Below are 23,152 nucleotides of genomic sequence, written 5' to 3'. Positions count from 1 at the left end.
TGGACAAGCCCAGGCCAATGCTTTTGCGGGGAATCGGAGCTTCGGGTAAAATGAGGAATACAACAAATAAATCTTGGTAGGGAGTACAGGTGAGAAGGGGAGAAGACAGATTGTCATTGTATAAGCGGGAAATGGTCCGACACCAGAGCAGGGAAACCGGCAGAAGTGTCCAAGGTGAAGACTTGGTCGTATTCTTCAAAAAAATCGTTCAGCTTCATTCACCGCATGAAATCACCTTTGTATGTATCGGGACGGACCGTTCGACAGGGGATGCACTGGGTCCTCTGACGGGAAGTTTGCTACAGGAGCACGGAGTAAAACACGTCGTGGGGACGCTGGCTTCACCTTGTGATGCAGATTCGCTGGAGAAAAGGCTGGCGCTGGTCCCGTCCCATCATGCCATCATCGCCATCGATGCCTGTCTGGGTCCGAAACAGGCAGCAGGGACTTATTATCTCGCGGATCATGCACTTGTTCCGGCCAAATCAGTTAAAGGCAAGCTGCCTCCGGTAGGGCACTATAGCGTGGCGGCCGTAGTCAATGCCAATGGCCCCAGACCTTATTCCATTCTGCAGATGACCTCCCTTCATTTCGTTATGGGTATGTCCCGAACGATTGCTGAGGCTGTTGTCGAAGCCTTGGAATAAAAATATTCGTTTCATTAATGAGATGTAGGCTTAATAATATACAACTTGAAATTAATTTAATTCGCGCAGAGAGAGGGATTTATATGGAAAAAGTGATGTGTGACGGAACGACGATTTGTTATGCCGAACAAGGTAAGGGAGAAGCACTCATTTTGCTCCACGGATACTGCGGCAGTTCGTCTTACTGGGATGAAGTTGTACCTGAGCTTGCACGATCCTATCGTTGCATCGTACCCGATCTGCGTGGACATGGTAAAACGGATGCACCTGTAGGTACATATACCATCGATCAGATGGGCAATGACGTATTGCAATTAATGGACGAGTTGAAGGTGGAAAAGGCCGTCCTGCTGGGACACTCCATGGGTGGATATATTGCACTCTCCATCGCACAGCGTCATCCGGAACGACTGAACGCCTTCGGATTGATTCATTCCACAGCATATCCGGACAGTGAAGAAGGCAAGGAGAAAAGACTCCGCGCCGTGTCTACTATTCAAACGGAGGGGATTGTCCACTTTGTAGACGGATTGGTTCCTGGACTGTTTGCACCAGAACATGTGGAGTCGTTATCGGCACAAGTCACTCGTGTGAAAGAGATTGGTTATCAGACTGCGCCGCAAGGGGCGGCGGGTGCTGCACTGGCTATGAGGGAACGGCCGGATCGCCGTGATGTATTGTCTGCTACGCCGCTGCCGGTTCTGCTGGTTGCCGGAGAGAAGGATGCCGTCATTCCGCCGGAACGTACATTTACAAGTGACAAACCGCATATCGTGCAAGCCGTGATTCCTGGAGCAGGCCATATGAGCATGTATGAAGCTCCGGAAGAATTAGTTCGGGTCATTAAAGCATTTTTGACGGGATTATCGAAGTGATTTTTTTGGAATATAAATAGGGGGTCCGATGACTTAGCCTACGCTAGGGATCATTTGGCACCTGCATGTACCCCTGCAGCGTTCACTCATGAACAGCAGGGGTTATGTTATATTGGTCACTGGCCAGAGCATGGATGAAGCCGTGTTTTGGCTTTTTGTCATGGCATGAATTAAAATAATGAGAATGGATCATGAAAATGAAACTGGGATGTATACTGATCGAACAATGAGGGGGCATTTAGGATGTTCAGGAAAGATTATCTGCTCCGCATGATGGAGGAAATGACCGAAGCGATCGGCAAAGTATTTACACTCAAACAACAGCGCAAACATACGGAGGCTCTGTCCGAACTGGACGAGCTGCTGCGTAGACAGTTTGGCTTAAATTTATCTTTGCTGAACTCACTGCCTGCGGAGGATGTCATTGAAATGTTCCGTTTTCGTGGTGTCATAGAAGTGGACAATCTGCAGCAAGCCGCCAGGCTTATTGAGGAAGAGGCATATATATATCATGAAAAGGCCAAAGTAGAGGGCATAGACGACCAAGAAAAGCTGGAGTCAGAGGATGAAGCACTTATTCGATTGATGAGAGCACTTCACTTTTATCTGTATGCACTCCACAATGGGGCCAATCCGAAGCTGCTGGATGCCCCGGGTCGAGTCGAAGGGATATTAGAGCAAATTAGAGGATATGAACTGCCTGCACGAACGGAAAAACAGCTTGCATTGTATCGGGAACAGCAGGGGCGTTATGATCAGGCAGAGAACAGCTGGTACAGACTATTGCAGGTAGACGATGAACATCCCGTTCATTATCGCGATGATGTGCAGGCATTCTACGAAAGATTAATACTGCTTGAAGACCAGCAGCTGCAAGAAGGGGGGCTGCCCCGTGAGGAAGTGGAAGAGGGGCTTGATGAGCTGAGCCGTTAACGGATTGGAATATGCGCCTTAACTTGGAGAGGGAACGGAATTGTGGTATGGTAACGGTTGACCAAACCAAATCGAAAGTGAGATGTACCCCGTGGATTCATTGCGAAAGCTTATACAAGACATCTTTGAACAGAATTCGCTGATCTCAGCGACCTGGAGCCAGCTGCGCAGACGGGACAATGTCTCGTATACCAAAGTGCAAGTCAAGCCGGTAACGCTGAAGAACCAGTTACACTATCAATTCGCATTTCATTATAACAACAAAGTGCTGCACGAGAATTTGACTCCGGCTGAAGCGGCAGAACGCATGACTTTGCTATTCGAAGAGACGTTTCGTCAAGGGCTGCTCTGTACAACAGATGCAGACTATCAAATATTGATCAGCAAAAAATATAAAGTGTCCATACTGACCAAATCCCCTTCCAAGACTGCGGTGGACCTCTCGCATAATCGCAAAAAGCAATATGTGCTGGAAGAGGGAGTTCCCGTTTCGTTCCTGGTTGAGCTGGGGATCATGAATGAAGAAGGTCGTGTGCTGGCACGCAAGTATGACAAGTTCAAGCAGATCAACCGTTTCCTCGAAATGGTGCAGGACGTCATTCCCCACTTGCCGGAGGAACGCCCACTCACCATTGTTGATTTTGGCTGCGGAAAGTCGTATCTGACCTTTGCTTTATATCATTATTTGTCCGTACAGCAGCGCAGATCACTCCAGATTATTGGGCTCGATCTGAAGGCCGATGTCATCGAACATTGCAATGATCTGGCGAACAAGCTTCATTATGGTGATTTGAAGTTTCTAGTCGGAGACATTGCCGATTACGATGAACTAAACGAAGTGGATATGGTCGTGACGCTGCATGCCTGTGATACAGCTACCGATGCCGCACTAGAGAAAGCCGTTCGTTGGGGGGCTTCGGTCATTCTTTCTGTACCGTGCTGCCAGCATGAGCTGTTTGACCAGATTGAGTCTACTGTGATGAATCCGTTGTTGTCGCATGGTATTCTGAAGGAACGTTTCTCTGCATTGGCAACGGATGCTATCCGGGCTAAACTGCTCGATCTGATGGGATACAAAACGCAGTTGCTGGAATTTATCGATATGGAACATACACCGAAGAATATTTTGATCCGTGCAGTACGCGGCCAGGCAGGCCAAACAGCTGACATGTGGAACGAATATACCGCGTTCCGTGATTTCATTCATGCAGATCCTTATTTGGAGCGAGCATGCGCCGATTTGCTTCCGGGCGGTACCCATCCAGTAGAAGCCGTGCAGAACACGGTAGCAGACTCTAACCAGGCCACTTCCACTGGTGAATCCATTAAAGAAGCCGTCAATGATTCGACCCATTGCGATCATTGCTAAATTAGGTGGGGTTCAGGCGAATGGTTATGAAAAGATGGATGATATTTGGATGGTAGATGGTAAAAAAGATTGAGGTACAGATGCATGGTTTGTACTTGGGGATCGAAGCAAATCGTCTGCCATCCTCTTTGACGGGACATACTGGTACGAGGGTCCCATCAAGGAAGATTCATGTAATGCACAGTTTTTGCCATAGTGCTTCAAAAAAAGCAGTTCAACGCCTAATGTAAATCAGGCAGAAGACCCTATGAACGGGAGCTTCTGCCTTTTTTGTTTTTCTGATGAGGGAGGCCGGAAGTTGCTCTGTAAAAGTAAAAGAGAAAGGAGGTAGAGAAGTGGAGCGCATGGAATCGAAAAAGACGGCCACATGGGAGAGGGTTAAGGGTTTAAAAGCTCCCAACTCTGATAGGGAGGGGAGATTGGGATCTGCATTGACCCTCGTACTGGGTGCATTCGCATGTATCTTATTGTTGCTCGCCTGTCTGGAGAAGGGGCTGTATTATCCTGCGGACGTATATTCCCTAATTCTGGTGGCATCCGGGAGTACATGGATACTGTTGATCATATGTCTCATTTTGCAGAAAAGGAATGGACCTGCGAGGATTGCACAGCGGGTGGAAAGTGATGATAAAACAAATTCGGTGTTTCAGTTAATGGGTCACAACCATATCTACTGGTTCATCTGGCCGCTGGGTATGGCCATCTGGTTTGGCCTGCATGCATGGGTGGGTTCTGTAAGTTTACAGGGCAGCCTGGATGAGATGCTGCGCTGGAGCCTGCTGGCGATATTTGCGGTGCTTACTGCGCTGCTGGCCTCACGCGAGAACGGAGCGAGATGGTTTGCCTGCGGCTGGCAAATGGCAGGCAGCTTGCTTGTGCTAAGCGGCTTGCTTGCCGCATGTGGAGTGCTGCCGCTGCCTTATGGGGTCATGCGAACCGCTGACCCCGAGATCAGCTCCGCCGGAGCCCGGCTCGGCGGATTGCTGCAATACCCCAATGCGTACGGCGCCGTTGTCGGCATGTACGCATTGGAGCGGCTGGCCGCCGCCGCGCGCGCCATGGCCCGGCCCTTGTCGGCCGGGCGGCTCATCGCGGCAGTGCTGCCGCTCATGCCCGCGCAAGCCGCGCTCCTGCTGAGCGAGTCGCGCGGCGCCTGGCTGGCGACCGGCTGCGCCGCGATCGCCGCCTTCGCTTTGCAGCGGCGTGGTGCCCGCCTGCCGCTGCTGCTGGCCATGGCCGCGCCACTGGCGTGCGCGGCCTGGCTTTACCGCCAGCTGGCTGCTGCCCAGCTGGCGCCTGCACCCGTGCCCGGCCTGCTGGCCCTGGCCGGGGCATGGGCAGCTGCGCTGCTCGGCACGCTGCTGCTGTGCCGTCTGTGGCACAGCGGCGCTCGTGAGCGCGCCACTGCCCTCACGGCCACGGGGCTGGCGGGAATCACCGCCGCAGCCCTGGCCGTGGCCTCCACCGCCGACCGCATGGCGGCTGGTGTCGGCACAGGGCTGTCCCGCCTTCAGCTGTGGCGGGACGCCCTGAAGCTCTGGACCGAGGCCGCATGGCTGGGCCACGGGGGTGATACATGGCGCAACATGTTTCGCGCCATCCAATCCTCGCCTTATGTCGGAGGCGAGGTTCATAACGGCATCCTTGATCTCGCCCTCGATACAGGCGTGATCGGTGTATTGCTTATCGCGGGTTGGTTTCTTTTTACCCTGCGGACCATGTGGAGGTTTGCGCCTCACCTATTGCCTGTCTTTCTTATTTTTGTACTTCATGGCGCAATGGACTTTGACTGGAGTTTCACCTTCCTCTGGATGATGTTTATTTGGATAGGGGGCTGGGCCCATTCGTCACAACCTCAACAGCATGTCGAGGTTTACAAAAAACGGCCCCGTATTCCCCCCCAGTTGAGTCTGTGGTCTCCGATACTAACCGGATTGTTCATCTTGTTCTGGCTTGGCGGAACAGCCTGGCTGGCCGGCCACCAATGGGCCGCAGAACATCAATATCGTCTGGCCATTTCCAAAGCTGCAGGAAGCACTGAGCAAAAGGCGTTGCTTGCTTCGGCGCATAAATTCAATTCATACAGGGCGGATATTGTCCTCTCTCTGTCACGCATGCTGCCTGCGAAAGAAGCTGAGATCATATTGCTCAAAAGCCTGTCCCATTCCCCGGTTAACCCTCAACTCTATCAGGAGTTAGGTCAATGGGCTGCACGATCCGGCCTGGGAGAGCAGGCTGGGGAATATTTTGAGCGATCCATCGCCTTGAACCGTTATGATGCCTCAAGTCAGTCTTTGGCTTTGTATTGTATGGAAAAAGCATCACGTCTGGAACTTGCAGCAGGATACACGGATCGGGCAAAACAGACCGCTGCTGCCGGAGTACGAATATATGAACGGTATAGACAGCTGGCTGAAGAAGTGGCAGCAGGGCAAGAGAGAAATGATCGGCGTTTTGGACTTGAAGATGAAGCATTACGTCATGGGGGCAATCTGCGCATGTTGGCTTCTGGTCCGTCTGCCTCAGATTTGACCAGACGGAGTCCATGAATATTTGACCTCACGCAGTGATCAACCAAAGTATAGCTCAAGCAAGCCTCAGCTCAGGTACAACTCAGATTCAGCAACATGAAGACCATTACCTTGTTGTCGACCTATCCATTACGCCAATCTACAGGCGATACCCGCCGAAAGCCTGCTGAAATGCTCCTTGCAGAGGTTCCAGCTCCACACCCCATAGAGCTGCAATATCGGCACTGACATCGGCATTCCACCATTCGCATAATTTCTTGCGATTATCCCGATGTTCACCGATCCAGAGCAGATTGGCGATGACTTTACCATAATACAGTTCTTCTGCCTGCTTCATCAGTTCGGGCGAAATGTATACCTTTAGCTTTTTGGCAGTTCGATACAACTCCTTGCTGCAAGCCCTGCGGATTCCGCGGGCGGAAGGCAGTTTCTGGCCTGGAGTGTTATGTTTTACCGGGGGAGTACCGGGTGTTAATTTGGGTGACATCTTCTCACGCTCCTCTCCCGATACCATATGCGAACCGCTGCCTTCGGGACACTATCCCAAATGGATGAAGTAGCAACAGCTAGAGGCCTGTGATAAAATAGGGACGAACATCCATGGTGCGGAGAGGCACTGCCAATCAGGATGAAGAAAGAGGGTCGAGATGGACGTTATTCATAACATTATCAATCAATTATTCGATTGGATTCAGAGCCTTGGATACTTTGGAATTATGCTTGGATTAATGCTTGAAGTTATTCCAAGTGAAATTGTATTGGCATATGGGGGGTTTCTCGTTTCACAAGGCCATATTAATTTTATCGGTGCAATGATTTTTGGTACCGTGGGCGGTGTCATAGCCCAGCTATTTATTTACTGGATTGGCCGTTATGGCGGAAGGCCTGTACTTGAACGCTACGGAAAATACATACTGATCCAGAAAAAGCACATCGACCATTCCGAAGAATGGTTCCGCAAGTATGGTACAGGTGTCATTTTCACGGCGCGTTTTGTTCCGGTCGTAAGACATGCCATATCGATTCCTGCGGGGATATCCAAAATGCATACGGGTCGATTTATTTTACTGACAACCCTCGCTGTTATACCTTGGTCTGCATTGTTTATATATTTAGGGATGATACTTGGAGATCAATGGCAACATATCAACGAAAAAGCGGCACCTTATATTATGCCGATTCTGCTCGTTGCTCTGGCACTTATGATTATTTATGTACTGATTAAATGGATGAATGTTCGTAAAAAGAAGGGAAGTGTCTAGTTATGGGAAAACCAAACTTGTCTCACAAATTCGGTAAAGGCCTGCCGCCGAAAGAATTCATTGAGAGCATGACCAAGAACCAAAGTGAATTTCAGGCAAACTATGACAACTTTGTATGGCCGAGCGAGGATGATCGTGAATTTTTTGAAAGCTTGAATCACCGCGATGATTTGCGTGTGTTAATTCTGGCTGCTGACTGGTGTGGTGATGTGGTACGCAATATTCCGGTTGTGTTCCAGGCATTGGAAATCTCCGGCATTCCGACAGAAGTTCTTATTATGGAAAATCATCCTGAAGTGATGGATGAGTTCCTTACGATGGGCGGACGCTCTGTCCCTGTTGTCATTTTTGCAGATACAGGCGGACATGTGCTGGGCCAATGGGGGCCTCGTCCACAACATGTGCAGGAGGTTATGATTGAATTCAAACGTCTCAATCCGGACCGTGAAGCCGCAGATTATCAGGATAATCTGGCTGTTGCACGTCAAGAGATAGGGAAACGTTATGGGGAAGGAACGGAGTCAAATGCAGCTATTATTCGCGAGCTGCGTGAACTGATTTCGGGTTACTAAGCCGATATGCTAAACATTCGTACCTTTTCATTGGGACCGCTCCAGACCAATGCGTACCTTTTGCAGGGGGATGATCCCGGTAAAGCTGTAATCATTGACCCGGGAATGAATCCGGGCCCGTTGCTCAAAGCCATTCAGGATCTGGAGATTGAAGCGATCCTGCTGACTCACGCGCATTTTGATCATATGGGCGGTGTCGATGAAATTCGCAAATTAAAAGGCTGTCCCGTTTATTTGCATGACTTGGAGAGTGACTGGCTCACGACGCCGAAATTGAATGGTTCTTTGAACTGGCCGCAGGCTACCCCGCCGCTTTCGACAGATCCAGCTGAATATGCCATGGACGAAGGGCAGACTTTGAGCTTTATTGGTCAGACGTTCAAAGTGTACCATACACCCGGACACTCACCAGGCAGTGTAAGTCTGCTATGCGGTGATGATCTGTTCGCAGGTGATGTTCTGTTCCGTATGGGGGTGGGCAGAACGGATCTGACCGGAGGCCGTGAACGGGATCTGATTGATTCGATCCAGAACAAGCTGTACACCTTCTCGGATGAGGTCAAAGTGTATCCGGGTCATGGTCCCAAAACGACAATTGGTTATGAGAAGAAGAATAATCCTTACGTATCTGCAAGATGATCCGACAATTTATGTAAAGAAAGTCTGGACAAGCGACAACTTTTTCATTAGAATAGCAATTAGTTGTTACAAGCGTTAAAGCACCATCTAACTGAAGCAATAAAAAGAAACACCCTAACTTGCGAAGCACGCAGACTGTGGTCTATACCCGGTTTGCGTTCTTTTTTTGTTTTCAGCCTTTTTTATCAAAGTTACATCTCGTTTAACCTTACATATAGCTCGTTGACAAGTATCTGCAGAAGATCGTTCTAGTCCATTTAATTAGTCGAATTATAATAAGCTTGAGATGATCAGAGAGCGAGGAATTAGAAGTGGAGAAAAAGCGAGTGATCCAGTTGGGACAACGTGCCGAACATCTAATCAGCGAAGAATACCGTCGAATAACAGAAAGTAACAGAATAGAATCCATTACTCAGCCTTCTCAATTACATAACTACATGAATAAAGAGATGAATCAAATTAAGGATCAACAGCAGAATATATGGAGAAGTCGTTTATTCAGAAGCGGAGCCCGCAACCAACGGTGGTTCGACAAACTGCAAGATTACCGAAATGAAGTCTGATTGCCCGGGAAATTGTCGGCTTCAGATTTTTTTTTGACCATATTGAACGTTTCTGCAGAGCCTGTCGTAATAACATTAGACTGAGCGGAAAGCAGGTGATGATCCAGATGAAAGCAGCCGAACTGGAAGAGGTACAGAGAGCGATACAGGGGGATGACGCAGCACTGGCAGAACTGCTTCAGCGTCACTACGCTTTTGTATATAAGTATCTTGTCAAAGTAACGATGGACCCCAATGTTGCGGAGGAGACAGTACAGGATACGATGATCCGATGTATGGAAAATATCCACAGGTATGATGGTTCGTCTGCCTTTTCGTCATGGATGATTACGATTGCCACCCGTATATATATCGACAAGACAAGACGCAGGAGAAGAGAACAGATCTGGTTGGAATCCATACGCAATCAGGCTGTACGAAAATTACGCTGGCAGTTTGACATCAGGAATGAGGAATGGACAGACGTTATGGATGCCCTGACTCGATTAACACCAGAACATCGTATTGCCGTACTTCTGAAGCATTATTATGGCTATGGATATGATGAAATAGGAGAAATGCTGGGGATTCCGTCCGGAACGGCTAAATCAAGAACGGCGTATGGTCTTCGTCAGTTGAGAAAGGAGTTGGATGAACATGAGCAGATCTGATGAACATGATGAACAAGAAATCGTGGCACGGATGCAACAGCAGATGAGTGTGCTGGATGATGCGTATGAGCCTGTAAACATCCCTTCATTAGCTTCACTTGAAGCCCAAGTCAGGGAGCGACGGCAAGTCAGAAGAAGAGCCAATCGAATCGAAATGATCATGTTCTGGCTTGTTGGCTTGTTCGTTATCGCTTTTGGTGTGCTGCTATTCCATTCGGCGCCAGCTCTATATTTGGGTATTCAGGCGCTCAGTCTGGGAGCTGCGATTGCCGTGGTAGCAATCCGGACAGGAAGACGCCGGAAGGAGACTCGTCATGAATGATCAGCATTATTCTTTAAATGAAATTCCTCTCATATTGCTTATTCTGATTGCGAGTGTGCTGCTTGTTCAGGGAACATGGATCTTTCGGGATGCACGACGACGTGACCGCTTTCCCTGGTTATGGGGATTGTGGGGCTTCATCAATTTCCCATTGCCTTTGATCGTATACTGGTTTGCCGTTGTTCGGGTAGATCGCAGGCCCCCTAAGCAAACATCGGGTAAACAATAGAATTTACGGAATTAAAAAAAAGATTTTGCACAAATGTTTTGTTTAATTCTAGTAATCGTAGACATCGCTATTCTTTTCTAGTAGACTATACAAATAATAAAAAGATAGACTACCAGGAGGTTAGACGATGCTGCGATTAGGAGAGAAGGTTGTCATCGTCGCGGATGCGTTTGAGCAGAATCTTCCTGTGGGGGAATATGGTTTCATCATCGCTTATGACCGGAATCCGGACAATGCGTTCGATTACGTGCTTCGAGTGCCGCAGGTGAATCGGAACTTTTTTGTTCCATCCGGCGACGTCGATCTAGAAGAGGTTCTGCTGAAGCAGGAAGCTGAGCGGGTCGAGCGAGAAGCGTTGATAGATTACGCCCTTGCGACACACAATGAGAAACTGTTTCATCATCTGATGAACGGAGATTTTCAAGCTGTGGAAGAGGAAGAGGAAACCGCGAACGATGTTATGTCACAGGCGGATTTTATAAAGCAGGTTAATCTGCGTGCATGGATTTAGAGTTTAAGAGTCGGCTGATGCCGGCTCTTTTTTGAGAAGGTTGAAGCCCTTATTATCCTGGTTTTTGCGTGTGAAAATTCAGTTGATTAGGTTTCTACATATGTATTAAAGATAGACTCCACTGATGTGGGGTTATTTTGCATATTCGGTAACTCGGGTCATTTGCATTGAATTGTCGAACTATCTCACCTATAATGAAAAAAGTTATCTTGGGACTTTAGCCCGTTAAACGAACGATTCGTTTCAGGCGGTCTCGGGAATTAGAACGAATGAAGGAGGCATCCGGAAATGAGTATTTCGAATAATGACGTTCAGCATGTGGCCAAGCTGGCCCGGCTCAATTTGACTGCTGAAGAAGAACAAACCCTCACAGGTCAGCTGAACGCGATTTTAAAATATGCAGAGAAGCTGAATGAGCTGGACACCGATGACATCGAGCCAACCACTCACGTTCTGCACGTTAGCAATGTGATGCGTGATGATGAGACCAAGGAAAGTTTGTCGATTGAACAGGTGATGCAAAATGCACCGGAAGAAGAAGACGGGCAGTTCAAAGTGCCTGCTGTAATGGAATAAGGATAACCGGAAGGAGGACGAAAACCGTGAGTTTATTTGAACAATCGTTGCCGGAGATACATAACAAGCTGCATGCCAAGGAGTTATCGGTTAGCGATCTGGTGGATCAGGCATATCAGAATATTGGTGCGCATGATGAGAAGGTTAAGGCGTATCTGGCATTGGATGAAGAACAAGCACGTGCGCGTGCCCGTCAACTGGATGATCGACTCGTCAGCGGCGAGGAGAAAGGTTTGCTTTTTGGATTGCCAGTCGGCATTAAGGATAACATCGTTACGAACGGGTTGCGTACAACGTGCGGAAGCCAGTTTCTGCGCAACTTCGACCCGGTATATGATGCAACAGTTGTCGAGAAGCTGAAGGCTGCGGATACTGTAACTATCGGAAAACTGAATATGGACGAATTCGCCATGGGCGGCTCCAATGAAAATTCAAGTTTCTATCCTGTACGTAACCCATGGGCACTCGATCGTGTTCCAGGCGGATCAAGTGGTGGATCTGCTGCGGCTGTTGCGGCAGGAGAAGCGTATTTCACATTGGGATCAGATACAGGGGGCTCCATCAGACAGCCCGCTTCCTATTGCGGCGTTGTCGGTTTGAAGCCTACCTACGGACTCGTTTCACGCTTTGGTCTGGTTGCATTCGCATCCTCCCTGGATCAGATTGGACCTTTGACGAAAAATGTCGAGGATTCTGCCTATGTGCTGCAAGCCATTGCTGGTTATGACGCCAAAGATTCGACATCCGCGAAAGTGGATATCCCGGATTATTTGAGCGGATTGACAGGAGACGTCAAAGGGCTCCGCATTGCTGTTCCGAAGGAATACATTGGTGAAGGCGTGGATCCTCAAGTTAAAGAAACCGTCCTGTCCGCCCTGAAAGTCCTTGAAGGACTCGGTGCAACATGGGAAGAAGTATCCCTTCCGCATACCGAATATGCGGTGGCTACGTATTATCTGCTCGCTTCCTCGGAGGCCTCTTCGAACCTGGCTCGTTTCGACGGCGTGCGTTATGGTGTTCGTGCAGACAACCCGGAAAACCTGTTGGATCTGTACCACCAGTCCCGTAGTCAAGGCTTTGGTCCCGAAGTGAAACGACGCATCATGCTTGGAACCTATGCACTCAGCTCGGGTTACTACGACGCGTATTATTTGAAAGCTCAGAAAGTGCGTACGTTGATCAAACAGGATTTCGACGACGTATTTGCCAAATATGATGTCATTATCGGACCAACTGCGCCAACAACGGCGTTCAAACTCGGTTCTCAGGTCGATGACCCGCTTACCATGTATCTCAACGACATTCTAACCATCCCGGTCAGCTTGGCTGGTGTTCCTGCAGTCAGCATCCCTTGCGGCTTCTCGGATGGACTGCCTGTCGGCATGCAAATCATTGGTAAAGCTTTTGATGAAACGACTGTACTGCGCGTAGCGCATGCGTTTGAACAAAATACGGAATTCCACAAGCAGCGTCCGCAGCTGTAGACTGCCCGGAACGGAGGAATATAGAAATGTCCGCATCTAAATATGAAACGGTCGTTGGACTTGAAGTCCATGTCGAGTTGCATACAAATTCCAAAATCTTTTGCGGCTGCTCCACCGCCTTTGGAGCTCCGCCAAATACACATACTTGTCCTGTCTGTCTCGGACATCCAGGCGTATTGCCTGTATTGAATCGCCAAGCTGTAGATTATGCGATGAAAGCAGCCATGGCTCTTAACTGCACCATTGCTGATGTCAGCAAATTTGACCGCAAAAACTACTTCTACCCCGATTCCCCGAAAGCTTACCAAATCTCGCAATTCGATCAACCAATCGGTGAGAACGGCTGGATCGATATTGAAGTCAACGGTGAAACGAAGCGAATCGGCATTACGCGTCTTCATCTCGAAGAAGATGCAGGTAAGCTCACTCACGTGGATGGCGGCTATGCTTCATTGGTCGATTTCAACCGTGTCGGTACCCCGCTGGTGGAGATTGTTTCCGAACCGGAGATTTCTTCTCCGGAAGAAGCTCGTGCATATCTGGAGAAATTGCGTGCGATCATGCAGTACTGCGATGTGTCGGACGTGAAAATGGAAGAAGGCTCCCTGCGTTGTGACGCCAACATCAGTTTGCGTCCACATGGACAGGAGAAGCTGGGAACGAGAGCCGAGTTGAAAAACATGAACTCCTTCCGCGGCGTTCAGCGTGGTCTGGAGTATGAGCAGTATCGCCAAGCTGAAATTTTGGATGACGGCGGTGAAGTCGTTCAGGAAACTCGTCGCTGGGATGAGGCTCAAGGAAAAACACTGTCCATGCGTGGTAAAGAACAGGCGCATGACTATCGTTATTTCCCGGACCCGGATCTGGTGAAGCTGCATATCGACGCAGCCTGGAAAGAACGGATCAGAGCCTCCATACCGGAGCTTCCGGACGAGCGTAAAGCCCGTTATACCGCTGATTATGGACTGCCTAGTTATGATGCTGAGGTTATCACCTCGTCCAAAGCTGTAGCGGATCTTTTTGAAGATAGTCTGAAATACACCAAAGATGCTAAAACCGTATCCAACTGGATCATGGGCGATTTGCTGGGTTACCTGAACACCAGCAACCTGGAAGTAACTCAGGTGCCGCTAACAGGCCAAGGTTTGGGTGAGATGATTGGGCTGCTGGAGAAAGGCACAATTAACAGCAAGATTGCCAAGACCGTATTTAAGGAAATGCTGGAGAGCGGCAAGCTTCCACAGCAGATCGTTGAAGAGAAGGGTCTGGTTCAAATTAGTGATGAGGGTGCCATTCTCGCCATCGTGGAGCAGGTTGTTGCGAACAACCCGCAATCCGTAGAGGATTATAAGGCTGGTAAACAGAAGGCCATTGGATTCCTTGTTGGTCAAGTCATGAAAGAAAGCAAAGGCAAAGCCAACCCTGGACTAGCCAATCAACTGCTTGCAGATGTACTGAACCGCTAATCCATCCGGTGAGGCCGGACAGAAAGAGGCTCGTCCCTGTGACAGCCTCTTTTTGTTATTTTGAAGCACGAATGATATTCGTTATTCTGGATATCGTTTTGTAACATAAGGAGACGGAGGAATTGATATGAGGATTCAATCATTATCATTGAGTGATCTGGAGACGCTAGGACAGTTATGGAGGCTGCAACATGTGGCTTATCGGTTAGAGGCTGAGATTATCGGCTTTCAGGATATTCCACCTTTGCTGGATACGATGGAAACACTGCAGAATTGCGGGGAGACCTTTTATGGTTATGTTGATGAAGACGGTGAACTGATCGGTGCTGTCGCAGTAGCGGAAGAAGAGACGGATACACTGACCATTACACGAATGATGGTGCATCCGGATCATTTTCGCAAGGGAATCGCTGTTGCTTTGATGACACATGTGTTTGAACAATATCCGGATCTTCCGCGGTATATTGTTTCCACAGGAACTTTGAATCAACCAGCCGTGAACTTGTATACCAAATTTGGTTTTAAACCAGTGGAAGTTGTACAGATTGCACCAGGTGTGGAATTAACAACATTTCATAAGGATTCATTGCATAAATGATTTAAATCATTAACTGGATGGAACAACGAGACAGATAAACCGTTTTGATCTTGTTGTTCTACTGATTGAAGCGGCTTCAGGTATTATGAAGTGTTTTCGAGAATAAAGATGAATGATGTGAACAACTTGGAGGAGGAACACCGGCTTTGGGTAATCCCTGGTTTATCGATGAGTGGCATATTTTACTGCGATTATTGCTGGCTATGCTGCTTGGAGGGCTTGTAGGTTTGGAGAGGGAACGTTCGAATCATGCAGCTGGCCTGCGTACTCATATTCTGGTATGTCTTGGTTCTGCACTGATTATGATGTTGTCTATTTATGGTTTTAAAGATTTTGCGAATGAATTAAATGTAAGGATTGATCCTGCTCGTCTGGCTACAGCTGTTATTACCGGTGTTGGATTTCTGGGAGCGGGGACGATTCTCTTTACCGGAAAATCTATTACCGGACTGACCACTGCAGCTTCCATCTGGGTTGTTGCGGCGATCGGGCTGGCAGCAGGGGCTGGGTTCTTTTTTGCCTCTATCGTGTCAACCGTTCTGGTACTCCTGAATCTTTGGGTGTTCAACAAACTGGAGCTAAGGTACATCCGAGGGAACAAACTGCATGTCGTTACACTGCATACCTTGTCTGAACCCGGTTTTCTGGAACAGGTATCTTCATTTATGGAGGAGGAAAAGATCAGAATCCGTAAAATTACAGTAAATGAGCAAGATTTGGCGTACGCAGAGATGGTATCCGTTGAACGTAAAGTTGAAATCGTATTGCATGTTTATATGCCGCATGAGTTGAGTACGGTACAGCTCGTATCCAAACTAAGGCAGTGGGAGCATGTAACAAAAGTATCGATTGAATAGCTGAAATGCAACCCTCTGAGGACCTTGGTGCGGAGGGTTTTTGCTCATATCCATATTTCTTCCAGTTACTCTTGCGGTTCTTTAGGGTAACATCTAACCAAATGCATCAAGAACGGGAACGTCAGCGAAGAAGAAAGGAGTATGTTATGAAACGGAAACGTCAGTCGAACAATAAACCGGGCGGAACGAAAGTTAAACCTGTTCGAAACCGAACTCACAAATTTATTGCGGGGCTGCTCAGTGCGGTTATTCCGGGCCTCGGCCATATTTATCTCCGATTGTACATGAGAGGTCTGACCTTCACGCTGCTTGTACTTCTGGACTTGTCAGCGCTCTTGTACTTTTCAACGATTGGAATACAGATTAATGTACCTCTGCTTATCCTGTTGGCATTGTTTATCCCGATGATTTACTTTTACAATGTGTTCGATGTCTTACAATCTGCCGATTGGGTAATGATGCGCAGGCGAAGAGCGATTACCCAGGGCAGTTCGGACAAGCCAACGCCTAATGAACGCACTGTTGGAGAAGCCATGATGGCTTGGGAGAAAGGCATTTCGTTTGGATTGCTTCTTATAGTAGGCGGATCGCTAATGATATTATTTTTCCGCAAACCGCGTTGGTTTAAGGAGATGCTCGCTATGTATGGCGGATACACGTTTGCCGTTTTGATGATTGCAGGAGGGTTACTGCTTTTCGGACGCGAGATCTGGGTTATGTTGCGCAAGAAAAAAATCTAGTGTGAACGATTCGAGGAGGGAAGGCGATGAACCGTAAAGTCCGGGTTGGCCGCTATACGGCTGCCGCCTTAATCGTAGCGGTCGGTGTGCTGTTGATTTTGGATAAACGGTGGGGAACGGACTATGTATATGAGATGGTCGATTGGTGGCCGCTCTTGCTCATTGTGTTAGGTGTGGAATACATACTGTTGTTCTTAGTGACACGAAGAAGAGGAAGAGCAGTTTCAGACAACCAAGGTGAAAAAAGTAAAATACGTTTCAGGCCTGATGCCAAAGGTATCCTGTCTTCTCTTGTTCTGGCGGCATCTGTATTTATCGTTACAGAACAGGACCACTACATGCATTTATGGAACCGAGTAAGTCTAAATCTGGGCGCGGCGTCCATGGACTATAGTCAGGCTGCGGGATACATGGAGGATAAGGGGACGATCCGGGTTCCTGTAGGCATGGATACTTCGGATATTGTGTTTGAGGGAGTGAACGGCGATATCTCGGTACAGCGCGGGGACACGGAAGAAATTGAAGTACGCACAGTCGTTTGGGTTGACCAGACAACGGAAGTCCAGGCCAAAGCAGTAGCGGATGCTTCTTTTGTTGAGGCGGATGGTACTAAAGTGATTCATATCAAGGCTACAGGCAAAACATATGGAGAGAACGAGAAAACACAGCCGCGCATGAACATTACCATCACGATTCCGGATGATCGCCGTTTCAATCTGGATCTTCGAACGTCTAATGGAGCCATTTTGCTGAATCGTCCGGAAGCCATTAGTACGATTTTTGCAGAGACAGGGAATGGACGTATACGAATCACGAACGCTGTAGGAGATATCTCGGGTAAAACGCTAAATGGTGATGTTATTGTGGCCAATGCGATCGGAAATGTGGACATGGATAGTAACCGGGGAGACATGAAAGCCCGTGGCATCTCAGGGAATGTGGATCTCACGACACAAGTCGGAAGCATCAACATATCAGACTCCGTTGGAGAGATTACAGCAGAGACAAGGAATGGAAATATTAATGTGGATGGTGCAAGTCTGGCGGTTAAAGCCCAATCCCTTAATGGCAGTATCAGCATTATATCTGCCAAAGTAGGCGGTGACTGGGATGTGTATAGCGCTGTAGGAGCAATCAACATTTTGCTTCCCGAACGGGGCGATTACAGCCTGAGTGGGTCCAGCAGTTATGGAGATCTGCGAACGGACCTGCCGTTTAAAGTGCAAAATAAAACGATTGAGGGTCAGCTTGGTGAAGGAGAATATACAGTTAAAGTTGAAGGCAATAGTGATCTTGCGATTGATCGAAACCCGGCTGTACCTTCGGCCAATGTAGTTACACCAAGTTCAGACGGTACGGGTGAGAACCTGGAACAGATGAACGAAGACGGGCAAAATTCCCAGGACAATACGTCAGAAGGTCCCTGACTGGCGCGTTGACAATAAACTTGCAATCGCCGTACAATAAATATAAAATGGCAAGGTTACATGGCAGGAAAGATGTTATGCCGTTGTTTCAGCCGAAGATCAACTCTGAATGAAGAGGCAAAGTGGTCATTTGTTGTGTCTTCGAAGAGAATGAAAGGTAAGGCGGTGGGTTTTATGGCAACACGTGTCCAACATGCATTGGAGCATCTGAAAACGACCGGTGTCCGTATTACACCCCAGCGTCATGCCATATTGAACTATCTGATGGAATCCATGGGGCATCCAACAGCCGATGAAATTTACCGTGCGCTTGAACCCCAGTTTCCCAGTATGAGCGTGGCGACTGTATATAACAATTTGAAGATGTTTCTGGAAGCCGGCATGGTTCGGGAATTGACATACGGAGATAACTCAAGCCGCTTCGATGCCAATGTGACGGATCATTACCATGTTATTTGTGATAAATGCGGTAAAATTGAAGACTTCAGCTACCCCTCGTTAAAGAGCGTAGAACTTCAGGCAGAGTCAAGTACTGGATTTGAAGTACATGGACACCGATTGGAAGTATATGGGGTTTGTAAAAGTTGCAGGGATTAAGAGAGTTGATTTACAATATTAACGTGCAGAATTCAATATGGATTCTTCACGTTTTTTGTTTTATAGGATGATAGAATAGATTGCATGGTCAGCAGGATACACATTTCATGGTTCAGCATGATTAACGGAGGTAGACGTTTGAGTAGAAAAAGCAGATATACACGTCAGAAGAAGCGCTCGTTCTGGCCTGGATTTTTGGGTGCCTGTGTTATTGCAGGCGGTGCTTATTGGCTAATAACGAATGTTTGGCTTAATCAGATTCACGAGGACCCCGATTGGATCGGGATGAATCAACCTATTTTTGTGGACGGACAACTGATGGATGGTGAAGCTTCAGGGACAGGAGATCAGCTCAAGCTGCCTGTAACGGTGCTGCAAGAGGCGATTGATTCCGGAATACGTTATGAAGCAGACACGGGGGATATCATTATCGCAACCCCGCAGCGAGTGCTCCATATGAAGGAAGGCAGTACGAAGGCGGAACTTAATCATCGGGATTATCCCATGACAGTTAAACCGGAGGTGGTAGGGGGAGAAGCCTATATTCCACTTAAACCTCTGAAAGAAGTATACGGCATCGTTACACAGGAAGATGCTACAACGGGTGCCGTACTGCTGATGCGTGGAGGAGACAATATTCAGTATGCAGAGATTGATACCTTGTCTACAAAGGCAGACAAAACGATCCCGTTATACAAGCGAGGTGGAGAATCCTCCCCTATCCTTGCCGATATGGAGCAGGACACACGTGTAAGGGTATGGCAAACGGGGGATGACCAGAGCTTTGTACAATTGGATAATGGTTATGCCGGATATGTGGATAATAAATATGTGACCCTGACGAAGAAAAAGGAACTGGACAAGCCCAAATTCACTTTGACCGCAGCAGAGAAAAAGTGGCAGAATAAACCCGTGAATCTGGTTTGGGAGGCGGTATATAATCGGCAGCCTGATGTGAGTTCGATCGACAAGATGCCTGGAGTTAATGTGGTCAGCCCTACGTGGTTCCATATTACAGATGGACAAGGTAACGTAAAAAGCAAGGGAGATAAAGCGTATGTCAACTGGGCTCACCATTCCGGCATGGAAGTGTGGGGATTGATGGATAACAGCTTTGACCCGGATGTCACGAAAGAAGCCGTGGCTTCCTACAAGACGCGTACGCATATTATTGAACAGATGCTGGAATACGCTCAAACGTATCAGTTGGATGGCATTAATATCGATTTTGAGAACGTCTACACAGATGATGGACCGAATATCACTCAATTTGTGCGTGAAATTAAGGCAATGGCGCGTATTCATGGTTTGATGGTTTCGGTGGATGTGACTCCAAAATCAAACAGTGAGATGTGGTCTGCTTTCCTCGATCGTCGCTCGCTGGGGGCTTTTGCCGATTATATTGTCGTCATGGCGTATGACGAGCACTGGGCCGCAAGTCCAAAGGCCGGTTCGGTTGCCTCGCTTCCATGGACCGAGTCTTCTATGAGACGGATCCTGGATGAAGATGAAGTACCAGCGAACAAATTGATTATGGCTGTGCCGCTGTATACTCGAATCTGGACAGAAGAGGCGAATGACCAGGGGGAAGTGAAAGTGTCGTCCAAAGCGGTAGGCATGAACACCATTGCAGAACTGATCAAAGAGAAGAAGCTCAAACCTGTCTTGGATAGAGAAAGCGGGCAGAATTATGTGGAATATGCAGAGGATGGAGCCACCAAGAAAATTTGGATAGAAGATGCTGTTTCGCTTCAGGCTCGTGTTGATTTGGTTGATTCCTTGAAATTGGGCGGTGTAGCTGCATGGAATCGGAGTTTTGCCAATGCTTCGGCCTGGGATACGCTGAAACAAGCCGGATTTCAGAAATAATTTACTCGTGTTTGAGCTGTCTCTTCCCTTGGTTTGCTTGCGCAAATCCAAAAGTCGTTCCATTTCGATCACTTACTTTCGCAATCTACCTTATATAGATTTGACTTGTTTTGACACAAGTCCATCTTGAATAATTGTTCATCGGTTACTTGAACCGAAACAAGTACTCATTTCTTAATAGGAATGTTCTAAATTGCATTTATCGTCTCGATATCTAGTTTTCAGAAAGAGCCGTTGGACTTATAACTTAACTTAGTATCTTAACTAGCATCTCAGTAACAAGGATTACGCTTATAGGCCAAGTCAAAAAGGTCCGGTAGAGATACCGGGCCTTTTTTTGCTCTCTATTGAGTTTTGGATTAAAGAATATCTAGCCGTTGGAACTCACTCCGTGGTCTGTGTCAGAAGGAGAAGCTGAAGTAGAAGGCGCTTTCAGTTGTGGACCGTTTGTATTGGCCTGATTCGGATCCAGGGTGAGGATGGTATGACAGAACATACAACGATCGGTCTTGCCGAGCATTTTGGTTAACTTGCCGCATTCCGGACAGTCCACTTGTACCGCGCTTGTGGAGAGCATTCCAGCCCAGAAATAAATGGCCAGACTGGCCATCATGGCAATCAGTCCAATAACAAGTCCCACAGCAGCAAATACTTTGCCTGCATGCCCCCAGAACACAATTCCGGCAGTTCCCAGTACCATTAGGCCCATGCCTAACATGGTAAGCAGGAGTCCCCAAGTGCGAAAAGCATTAATTTTTGCTGATTTGAAAATCATGAAAAATGCTCCTATCGTATGAGTAGTATTGGACCTGGAAAAGAAGGAAACTTCAGTCTGCTTGTAGAATTACATTATAACTGACTTGGCGCTTATCTGCCATGAATTGTATGGAGGGAATCGTGGAACTAAAGAACCTTGCTTTTTTGTCCGAACAGTCGGAAGAGACAGGGGCAGTTGGGGCTATCGCTTATTCCCATCCGGGAGATCGATTCCACGGCTCCCTAATCCAGGATTTTGAATTGCTCGTACTTGTTGTGCATAATACCGACCAATGGATATCATCCCAGGTTGGACACTACAAATATGGTGATCTTCGTTATCAAATAATCTATGTAAGCCGTAATGAGCTGCAGCACAATGTAATCACAGGAGATAACAATAACATTTTACAGTGTCTGATTGAAGGCGAGATTATCTGGGAAGCGGATAGCACCTTGAGCAATTTGCGAGAGGAACTAACTGTTTTTGGATCCGATTTGCGGGAGCAGAAATTGCTACATGAATTTGCCAGTTTCTTGAGAATGTATGTAGAGGCCAAACGCTACATTCAAGAGGGCCACGTTGTAGATGCTTATTATAATGTTCTTGAGGCTCTGGGGAACTGGGCGAGAATCGTACTGATTGAACGGGGGATATACCCGGACCATGCTGTCTGGACCCATGTTCAGAGTTTGGATCGTGCCTTATGGAAACTCTATCAGGAACTTACGGTTAGCTCGGAGACACTGGAACAAAGAGTCGAGCTCGTACTTCTTGCTTGCGAATTCTCGGTGATGTCCAAAATGAACGATTGCTCCGGATTGCTCCTCCGTGTGTTAGGAAGTCGGAGGGAACCGTGGAGCATGGAAGAACTCGTTCATCACTCTCAGTTAAGATTTGTACGGGAAGATCTGCCGCTTATCCTTCGCAAGCTGGTGTTTCGTTCTATAGTAAAAGAATCGGCAGGATGGCCATCCTTTATCGGAGGAGATGGACGGGAGATCCGTTATTGGATTGAGACTTAAGCAGTCATGAAGTGTGCCATTATATTGCTTGAAAGAGGGAGGGGGAACCTTCCTTTTTTGTTTGTTTAATAATTTATTAATAGATGTTGACTCTGACTCCGGATATATGATACATTATATTTCGTTCCTCAAACGAGCTAGTCGCCAACAAACGATAAATTCTGCAGAGGAAAAGTGAAGAACTTAAAGCTTTAACAAAAGAATTAAAAAAAGTTCTTGACGAAAACAAACGAAGCGTGATATATTATAAAAGTCGCCGCTGAAAACACGGTGGTGCGAAAAACAGCAACGAATTGAATGTTTGATCTTTGAAAACTGAACAACGAGTGAGTAACGATCTTGCTTGCAAGATCAAACGCTGAGGAATCGGTATTTGTCTTCGGACGGTATGATTTCAAAGCACAAATGAGATTTTTAATCTCGTCAGATTCAAAATGAGCTAATCGCTCTTTTCAATACTTTATTGGAGAGTTTGATCCTGGCTCAGGACGAACGCTGGCGGCATGCCTAATACATGCAAGTCGAGCGGACTTGATGAGAAGCTTGCTTCTCGGATAGTTAGCGGCGGACGGGTGAGTAACACGTAGGCAACCTGCCCTCAAGTTTGGGACAACTACCGGAAACGGTAGCTAATACCGAATAGTTGTTTTCTT

The 23,152-nt window shown here is 47.6% G+C and carries 25 protein-coding genes and 1 rRNA gene; 24 read left to right on the top strand and 2 right to left on the bottom strand.

Annotated elements, in window-relative coordinates:
- Nucleotides 1–110 precede the first annotated feature (110 nt).
- The 5 genes from yyaC to ACFTRD_RS28145 all read left to right on the top strand — a co-directional run bounded on the left by yyaC (nucleotide 111) and on the right by ACFTRD_RS28145 (nucleotide 6,373).
- Nucleotides 111–647, top strand: a complete 537-nt coding sequence (gene yyaC / locus ACFTRD_RS28165; RefSeq protein WP_379385785.1) for a spore protease YyaC — start codon at nucleotides 111–113, stop codon at nucleotides 645–647.
- A gap of 83 nt (nucleotides 648–730) precedes the next feature.
- A complete protein-coding gene (locus ACFTRD_RS28160) occupies nucleotides 731–1,522 on the top strand; it encodes an alpha/beta fold hydrolase (RefSeq protein WP_379385783.1) in 792 nt (263 codons plus the stop codon).
- 243 nt (nucleotides 1,523–1,765) lie between these two features.
- Nucleotides 1,766–2,455 (top strand): DUF6483 family protein, encoded by a 690-nt coding sequence (locus ACFTRD_RS28155; RefSeq protein WP_379385781.1) that lies wholly within the window; start codon nucleotides 1,766–1,768, stop codon nucleotides 2,453–2,455.
- Between the two features lie 82 nt (nucleotides 2,456–2,537).
- Nucleotides 2,538–3,824 (top strand): class I SAM-dependent methyltransferase, encoded by a 1,287-nt coding sequence (locus ACFTRD_RS28150; protein ID WP_379385779.1) that lies wholly within the window; start codon nucleotides 2,538–2,540, stop codon nucleotides 3,822–3,824.
- A gap of 344 nt (nucleotides 3,825–4,168) precedes the next feature.
- The gene (locus ACFTRD_RS28145) at nucleotides 4,169–6,373 is read left to right on the top strand and encodes an O-antigen ligase family protein (protein WP_379386120.1); all 2,205 of its coding nucleotides are present in this window, start codon (nucleotides 4,169–4,171) and stop codon (nucleotides 6,371–6,373) included.
- Nucleotides 6,374–6,494: 121 nt separating this feature from the next.
- Here the strand turns inward: ACFTRD_RS28145 and ACFTRD_RS28140 are convergent, their stop codons facing one another.
- Nucleotides 6,495–6,842, bottom strand: a complete 348-nt coding sequence (locus ACFTRD_RS28140; protein WP_192270757.1) for a dehydrogenase — start codon at nucleotides 6,840–6,842, stop codon at nucleotides 6,495–6,497.
- Between the two features lie 160 nt (nucleotides 6,843–7,002).
- On the opposite strand from ACFTRD_RS28140, the gene uptA reads away from it, so the two are divergent.
- The 17 genes from uptA to ACFTRD_RS28055 all read left to right on the top strand — a co-directional run bounded on the left by uptA (nucleotide 7,003) and on the right by ACFTRD_RS28055 (nucleotide 20,717).
- Nucleotides 7,003–7,617 carry an undecaprenyl phosphate transporter UptA gene (gene uptA, locus ACFTRD_RS28135; RefSeq protein ID WP_379385776.1) on the top strand — a complete coding sequence of 205 codons (615 nt, stop codon included), beginning with the start codon at nucleotides 7,003–7,005 and terminating at the stop codon, nucleotides 7,615–7,617.
- 2 nt (nucleotides 7,618–7,619) lie between these two features.
- The gene (locus ACFTRD_RS28130) at nucleotides 7,620–8,189 is read left to right on the top strand and encodes a thioredoxin family protein (RefSeq protein WP_379385774.1); all 570 of its coding nucleotides are present in this window, start codon (nucleotides 7,620–7,622) and stop codon (nucleotides 8,187–8,189) included.
- 6 nt (nucleotides 8,190–8,195) lie between these two features.
- Nucleotides 8,196–8,828 (top strand): MBL fold metallo-hydrolase, encoded by a 633-nt coding sequence (locus ACFTRD_RS28125; RefSeq protein ID WP_192270751.1) that lies wholly within the window; start codon nucleotides 8,196–8,198, stop codon nucleotides 8,826–8,828.
- A 311-nt stretch (nucleotides 8,829–9,139) separates the two neighbouring features.
- Nucleotides 9,140–9,391, top strand: a complete 252-nt coding sequence (locus ACFTRD_RS28120; protein ID WP_192270749.1) for a hypothetical protein — start codon at nucleotides 9,140–9,142, stop codon at nucleotides 9,389–9,391.
- A gap of 107 nt (nucleotides 9,392–9,498) precedes the next feature.
- A complete protein-coding gene (gene sigY / locus ACFTRD_RS28115) occupies nucleotides 9,499–10,041 on the top strand; it encodes an RNA polymerase sigma factor SigY (protein ID WP_379385771.1) in 543 nt (180 codons plus the stop codon).
- The gene (locus tag ACFTRD_RS28110; protein ID WP_379385769.1) at nucleotides 10,028–10,363 is read left to right on the top strand and encodes a DUF5345 family protein; all 336 of its coding nucleotides are present in this window, start codon (nucleotides 10,028–10,030) and stop codon (nucleotides 10,361–10,363) included. The genes sigY and ACFTRD_RS28110 overlap by 14 nt, the downstream gene beginning before the upstream one ends.
- Complete coding sequence (locus ACFTRD_RS28105) at nucleotides 10,356–10,592, top strand: sigmaY antisigma factor component (RefSeq protein WP_301248868.1); 237 nt, start codon at nucleotides 10,356–10,358, stop codon at nucleotides 10,590–10,592. The genes ACFTRD_RS28110 and ACFTRD_RS28105 overlap by 8 nt, the downstream gene beginning before the upstream one ends.
- A 127-nt stretch (nucleotides 10,593–10,719) precedes the next feature.
- On the top strand, nucleotides 10,720–11,103 hold the full coding sequence (locus ACFTRD_RS28100; RefSeq protein WP_024631336.1) for a hypothetical protein: 384 nt from the start codon (nucleotides 10,720–10,722) through the stop codon (nucleotides 11,101–11,103).
- Between the two features lie 288 nt (nucleotides 11,104–11,391).
- Nucleotides 11,392–11,679, top strand: coding sequence for an Asp-tRNA(Asn)/Glu-tRNA(Gln) amidotransferase subunit GatC (gatC, locus tag ACFTRD_RS28095; RefSeq protein WP_192270739.1), 288 nt, complete (start codon nucleotides 11,392–11,394; stop codon nucleotides 11,677–11,679).
- Nucleotides 11,680–11,705: 26 nt separating this feature from the next.
- Nucleotides 11,706–13,163 carry an Asp-tRNA(Asn)/Glu-tRNA(Gln) amidotransferase subunit GatA gene (gatA, locus tag ACFTRD_RS28090; protein WP_379385765.1) on the top strand — a complete coding sequence of 486 codons (1,458 nt, stop codon included), beginning with the start codon at nucleotides 11,706–11,708 and terminating at the stop codon, nucleotides 13,161–13,163.
- Between the two features lie 26 nt (nucleotides 13,164–13,189).
- Nucleotides 13,190–14,629, top strand: coding sequence for an Asp-tRNA(Asn)/Glu-tRNA(Gln) amidotransferase subunit GatB (gatB, locus tag ACFTRD_RS28085; RefSeq protein WP_379385763.1), 1,440 nt, complete (start codon nucleotides 13,190–13,192; stop codon nucleotides 14,627–14,629).
- Between the two features lie 127 nt (nucleotides 14,630–14,756).
- Nucleotides 14,757–15,227 carry a GNAT family N-acetyltransferase gene (locus ACFTRD_RS28080; RefSeq protein WP_379385761.1) on the top strand — a complete coding sequence of 157 codons (471 nt, stop codon included), beginning with the start codon at nucleotides 14,757–14,759 and terminating at the stop codon, nucleotides 15,225–15,227.
- Between the two features lie 146 nt (nucleotides 15,228–15,373).
- The gene (locus ACFTRD_RS28075; protein ID WP_379385759.1) at nucleotides 15,374–16,084 is read left to right on the top strand and encodes an MgtC/SapB family protein; all 711 of its coding nucleotides are present in this window, start codon (nucleotides 15,374–15,376) and stop codon (nucleotides 16,082–16,084) included.
- Nucleotides 16,085–16,230: 146 nt separating this feature from the next.
- Nucleotides 16,231–16,824 carry a hypothetical protein gene (locus ACFTRD_RS28070; RefSeq protein WP_379385757.1) on the top strand — a complete coding sequence of 198 codons (594 nt, stop codon included), beginning with the start codon at nucleotides 16,231–16,233 and terminating at the stop codon, nucleotides 16,822–16,824.
- 26 nt (nucleotides 16,825–16,850) lie between these two features.
- Nucleotides 16,851–18,251 carry a DUF4097 family beta strand repeat-containing protein gene (locus ACFTRD_RS28065; RefSeq protein WP_379385755.1) on the top strand — a complete coding sequence of 467 codons (1,401 nt, stop codon included), beginning with the start codon at nucleotides 16,851–16,853 and terminating at the stop codon, nucleotides 18,249–18,251.
- Nucleotides 18,252–18,425: 174 nt separating this feature from the next.
- Nucleotides 18,426–18,848 (top strand): peroxide-responsive transcriptional repressor PerR, encoded by a 423-nt coding sequence (gene perR, locus ACFTRD_RS28060; protein WP_024631328.1) that lies wholly within the window; start codon nucleotides 18,426–18,428, stop codon nucleotides 18,846–18,848.
- Nucleotides 18,849–18,965: 117 nt separating this feature from the next.
- Nucleotides 18,966–20,717: a glycosyl hydrolase family 18 protein gene (locus ACFTRD_RS28055; protein ID WP_379386118.1), complete on the top strand. Its 1,752-nt coding sequence runs from the start codon at nucleotides 18,966–18,968 to the stop codon at nucleotides 20,715–20,717.
- A 370-nt stretch (nucleotides 20,718–21,087) separates the two neighbouring features.
- On the opposite strand, the gene ACFTRD_RS28050 is transcribed toward ACFTRD_RS28055, so the two are convergent.
- Entirely contained in the window at nucleotides 21,088–21,492 is a 405-nt protein-coding gene (locus tag ACFTRD_RS28050) for a YgzB family protein (protein ID WP_192270723.1), read from the bottom strand.
- A 122-nt stretch (nucleotides 21,493–21,614) separates the two neighbouring features.
- On the opposite strand from ACFTRD_RS28050, the gene ACFTRD_RS28045 reads away from it, so the two are divergent.
- Together ACFTRD_RS28045 and ACFTRD_RS28040 are read left to right on the top strand one after the other, a co-directional pair.
- Complete coding sequence (locus tag ACFTRD_RS28045; RefSeq protein WP_379385752.1) at nucleotides 21,615–22,499, top strand: nucleotidyltransferase-like protein; 885 nt, start codon at nucleotides 21,615–21,617, stop codon at nucleotides 22,497–22,499.
- Nucleotides 22,500–22,959: 460 nt separating this feature from the next.
- Nucleotides 22,960–23,152, top strand: a 16S ribosomal RNA gene (locus ACFTRD_RS28040); the annotation flags it as partial.

The sequence above is a fragment of the Paenibacillus sp. NPDC056933 genome (genome assembly GCF_042674385.1).
Lineage (GTDB): Bacteria > Bacillota > Bacilli > Paenibacillales > Paenibacillaceae > Paenibacillus.
The sequence above is the reverse complement of the archived record's forward strand: the minus strand, read 5'-3'. Positions and strand labels throughout refer to the sequence as shown.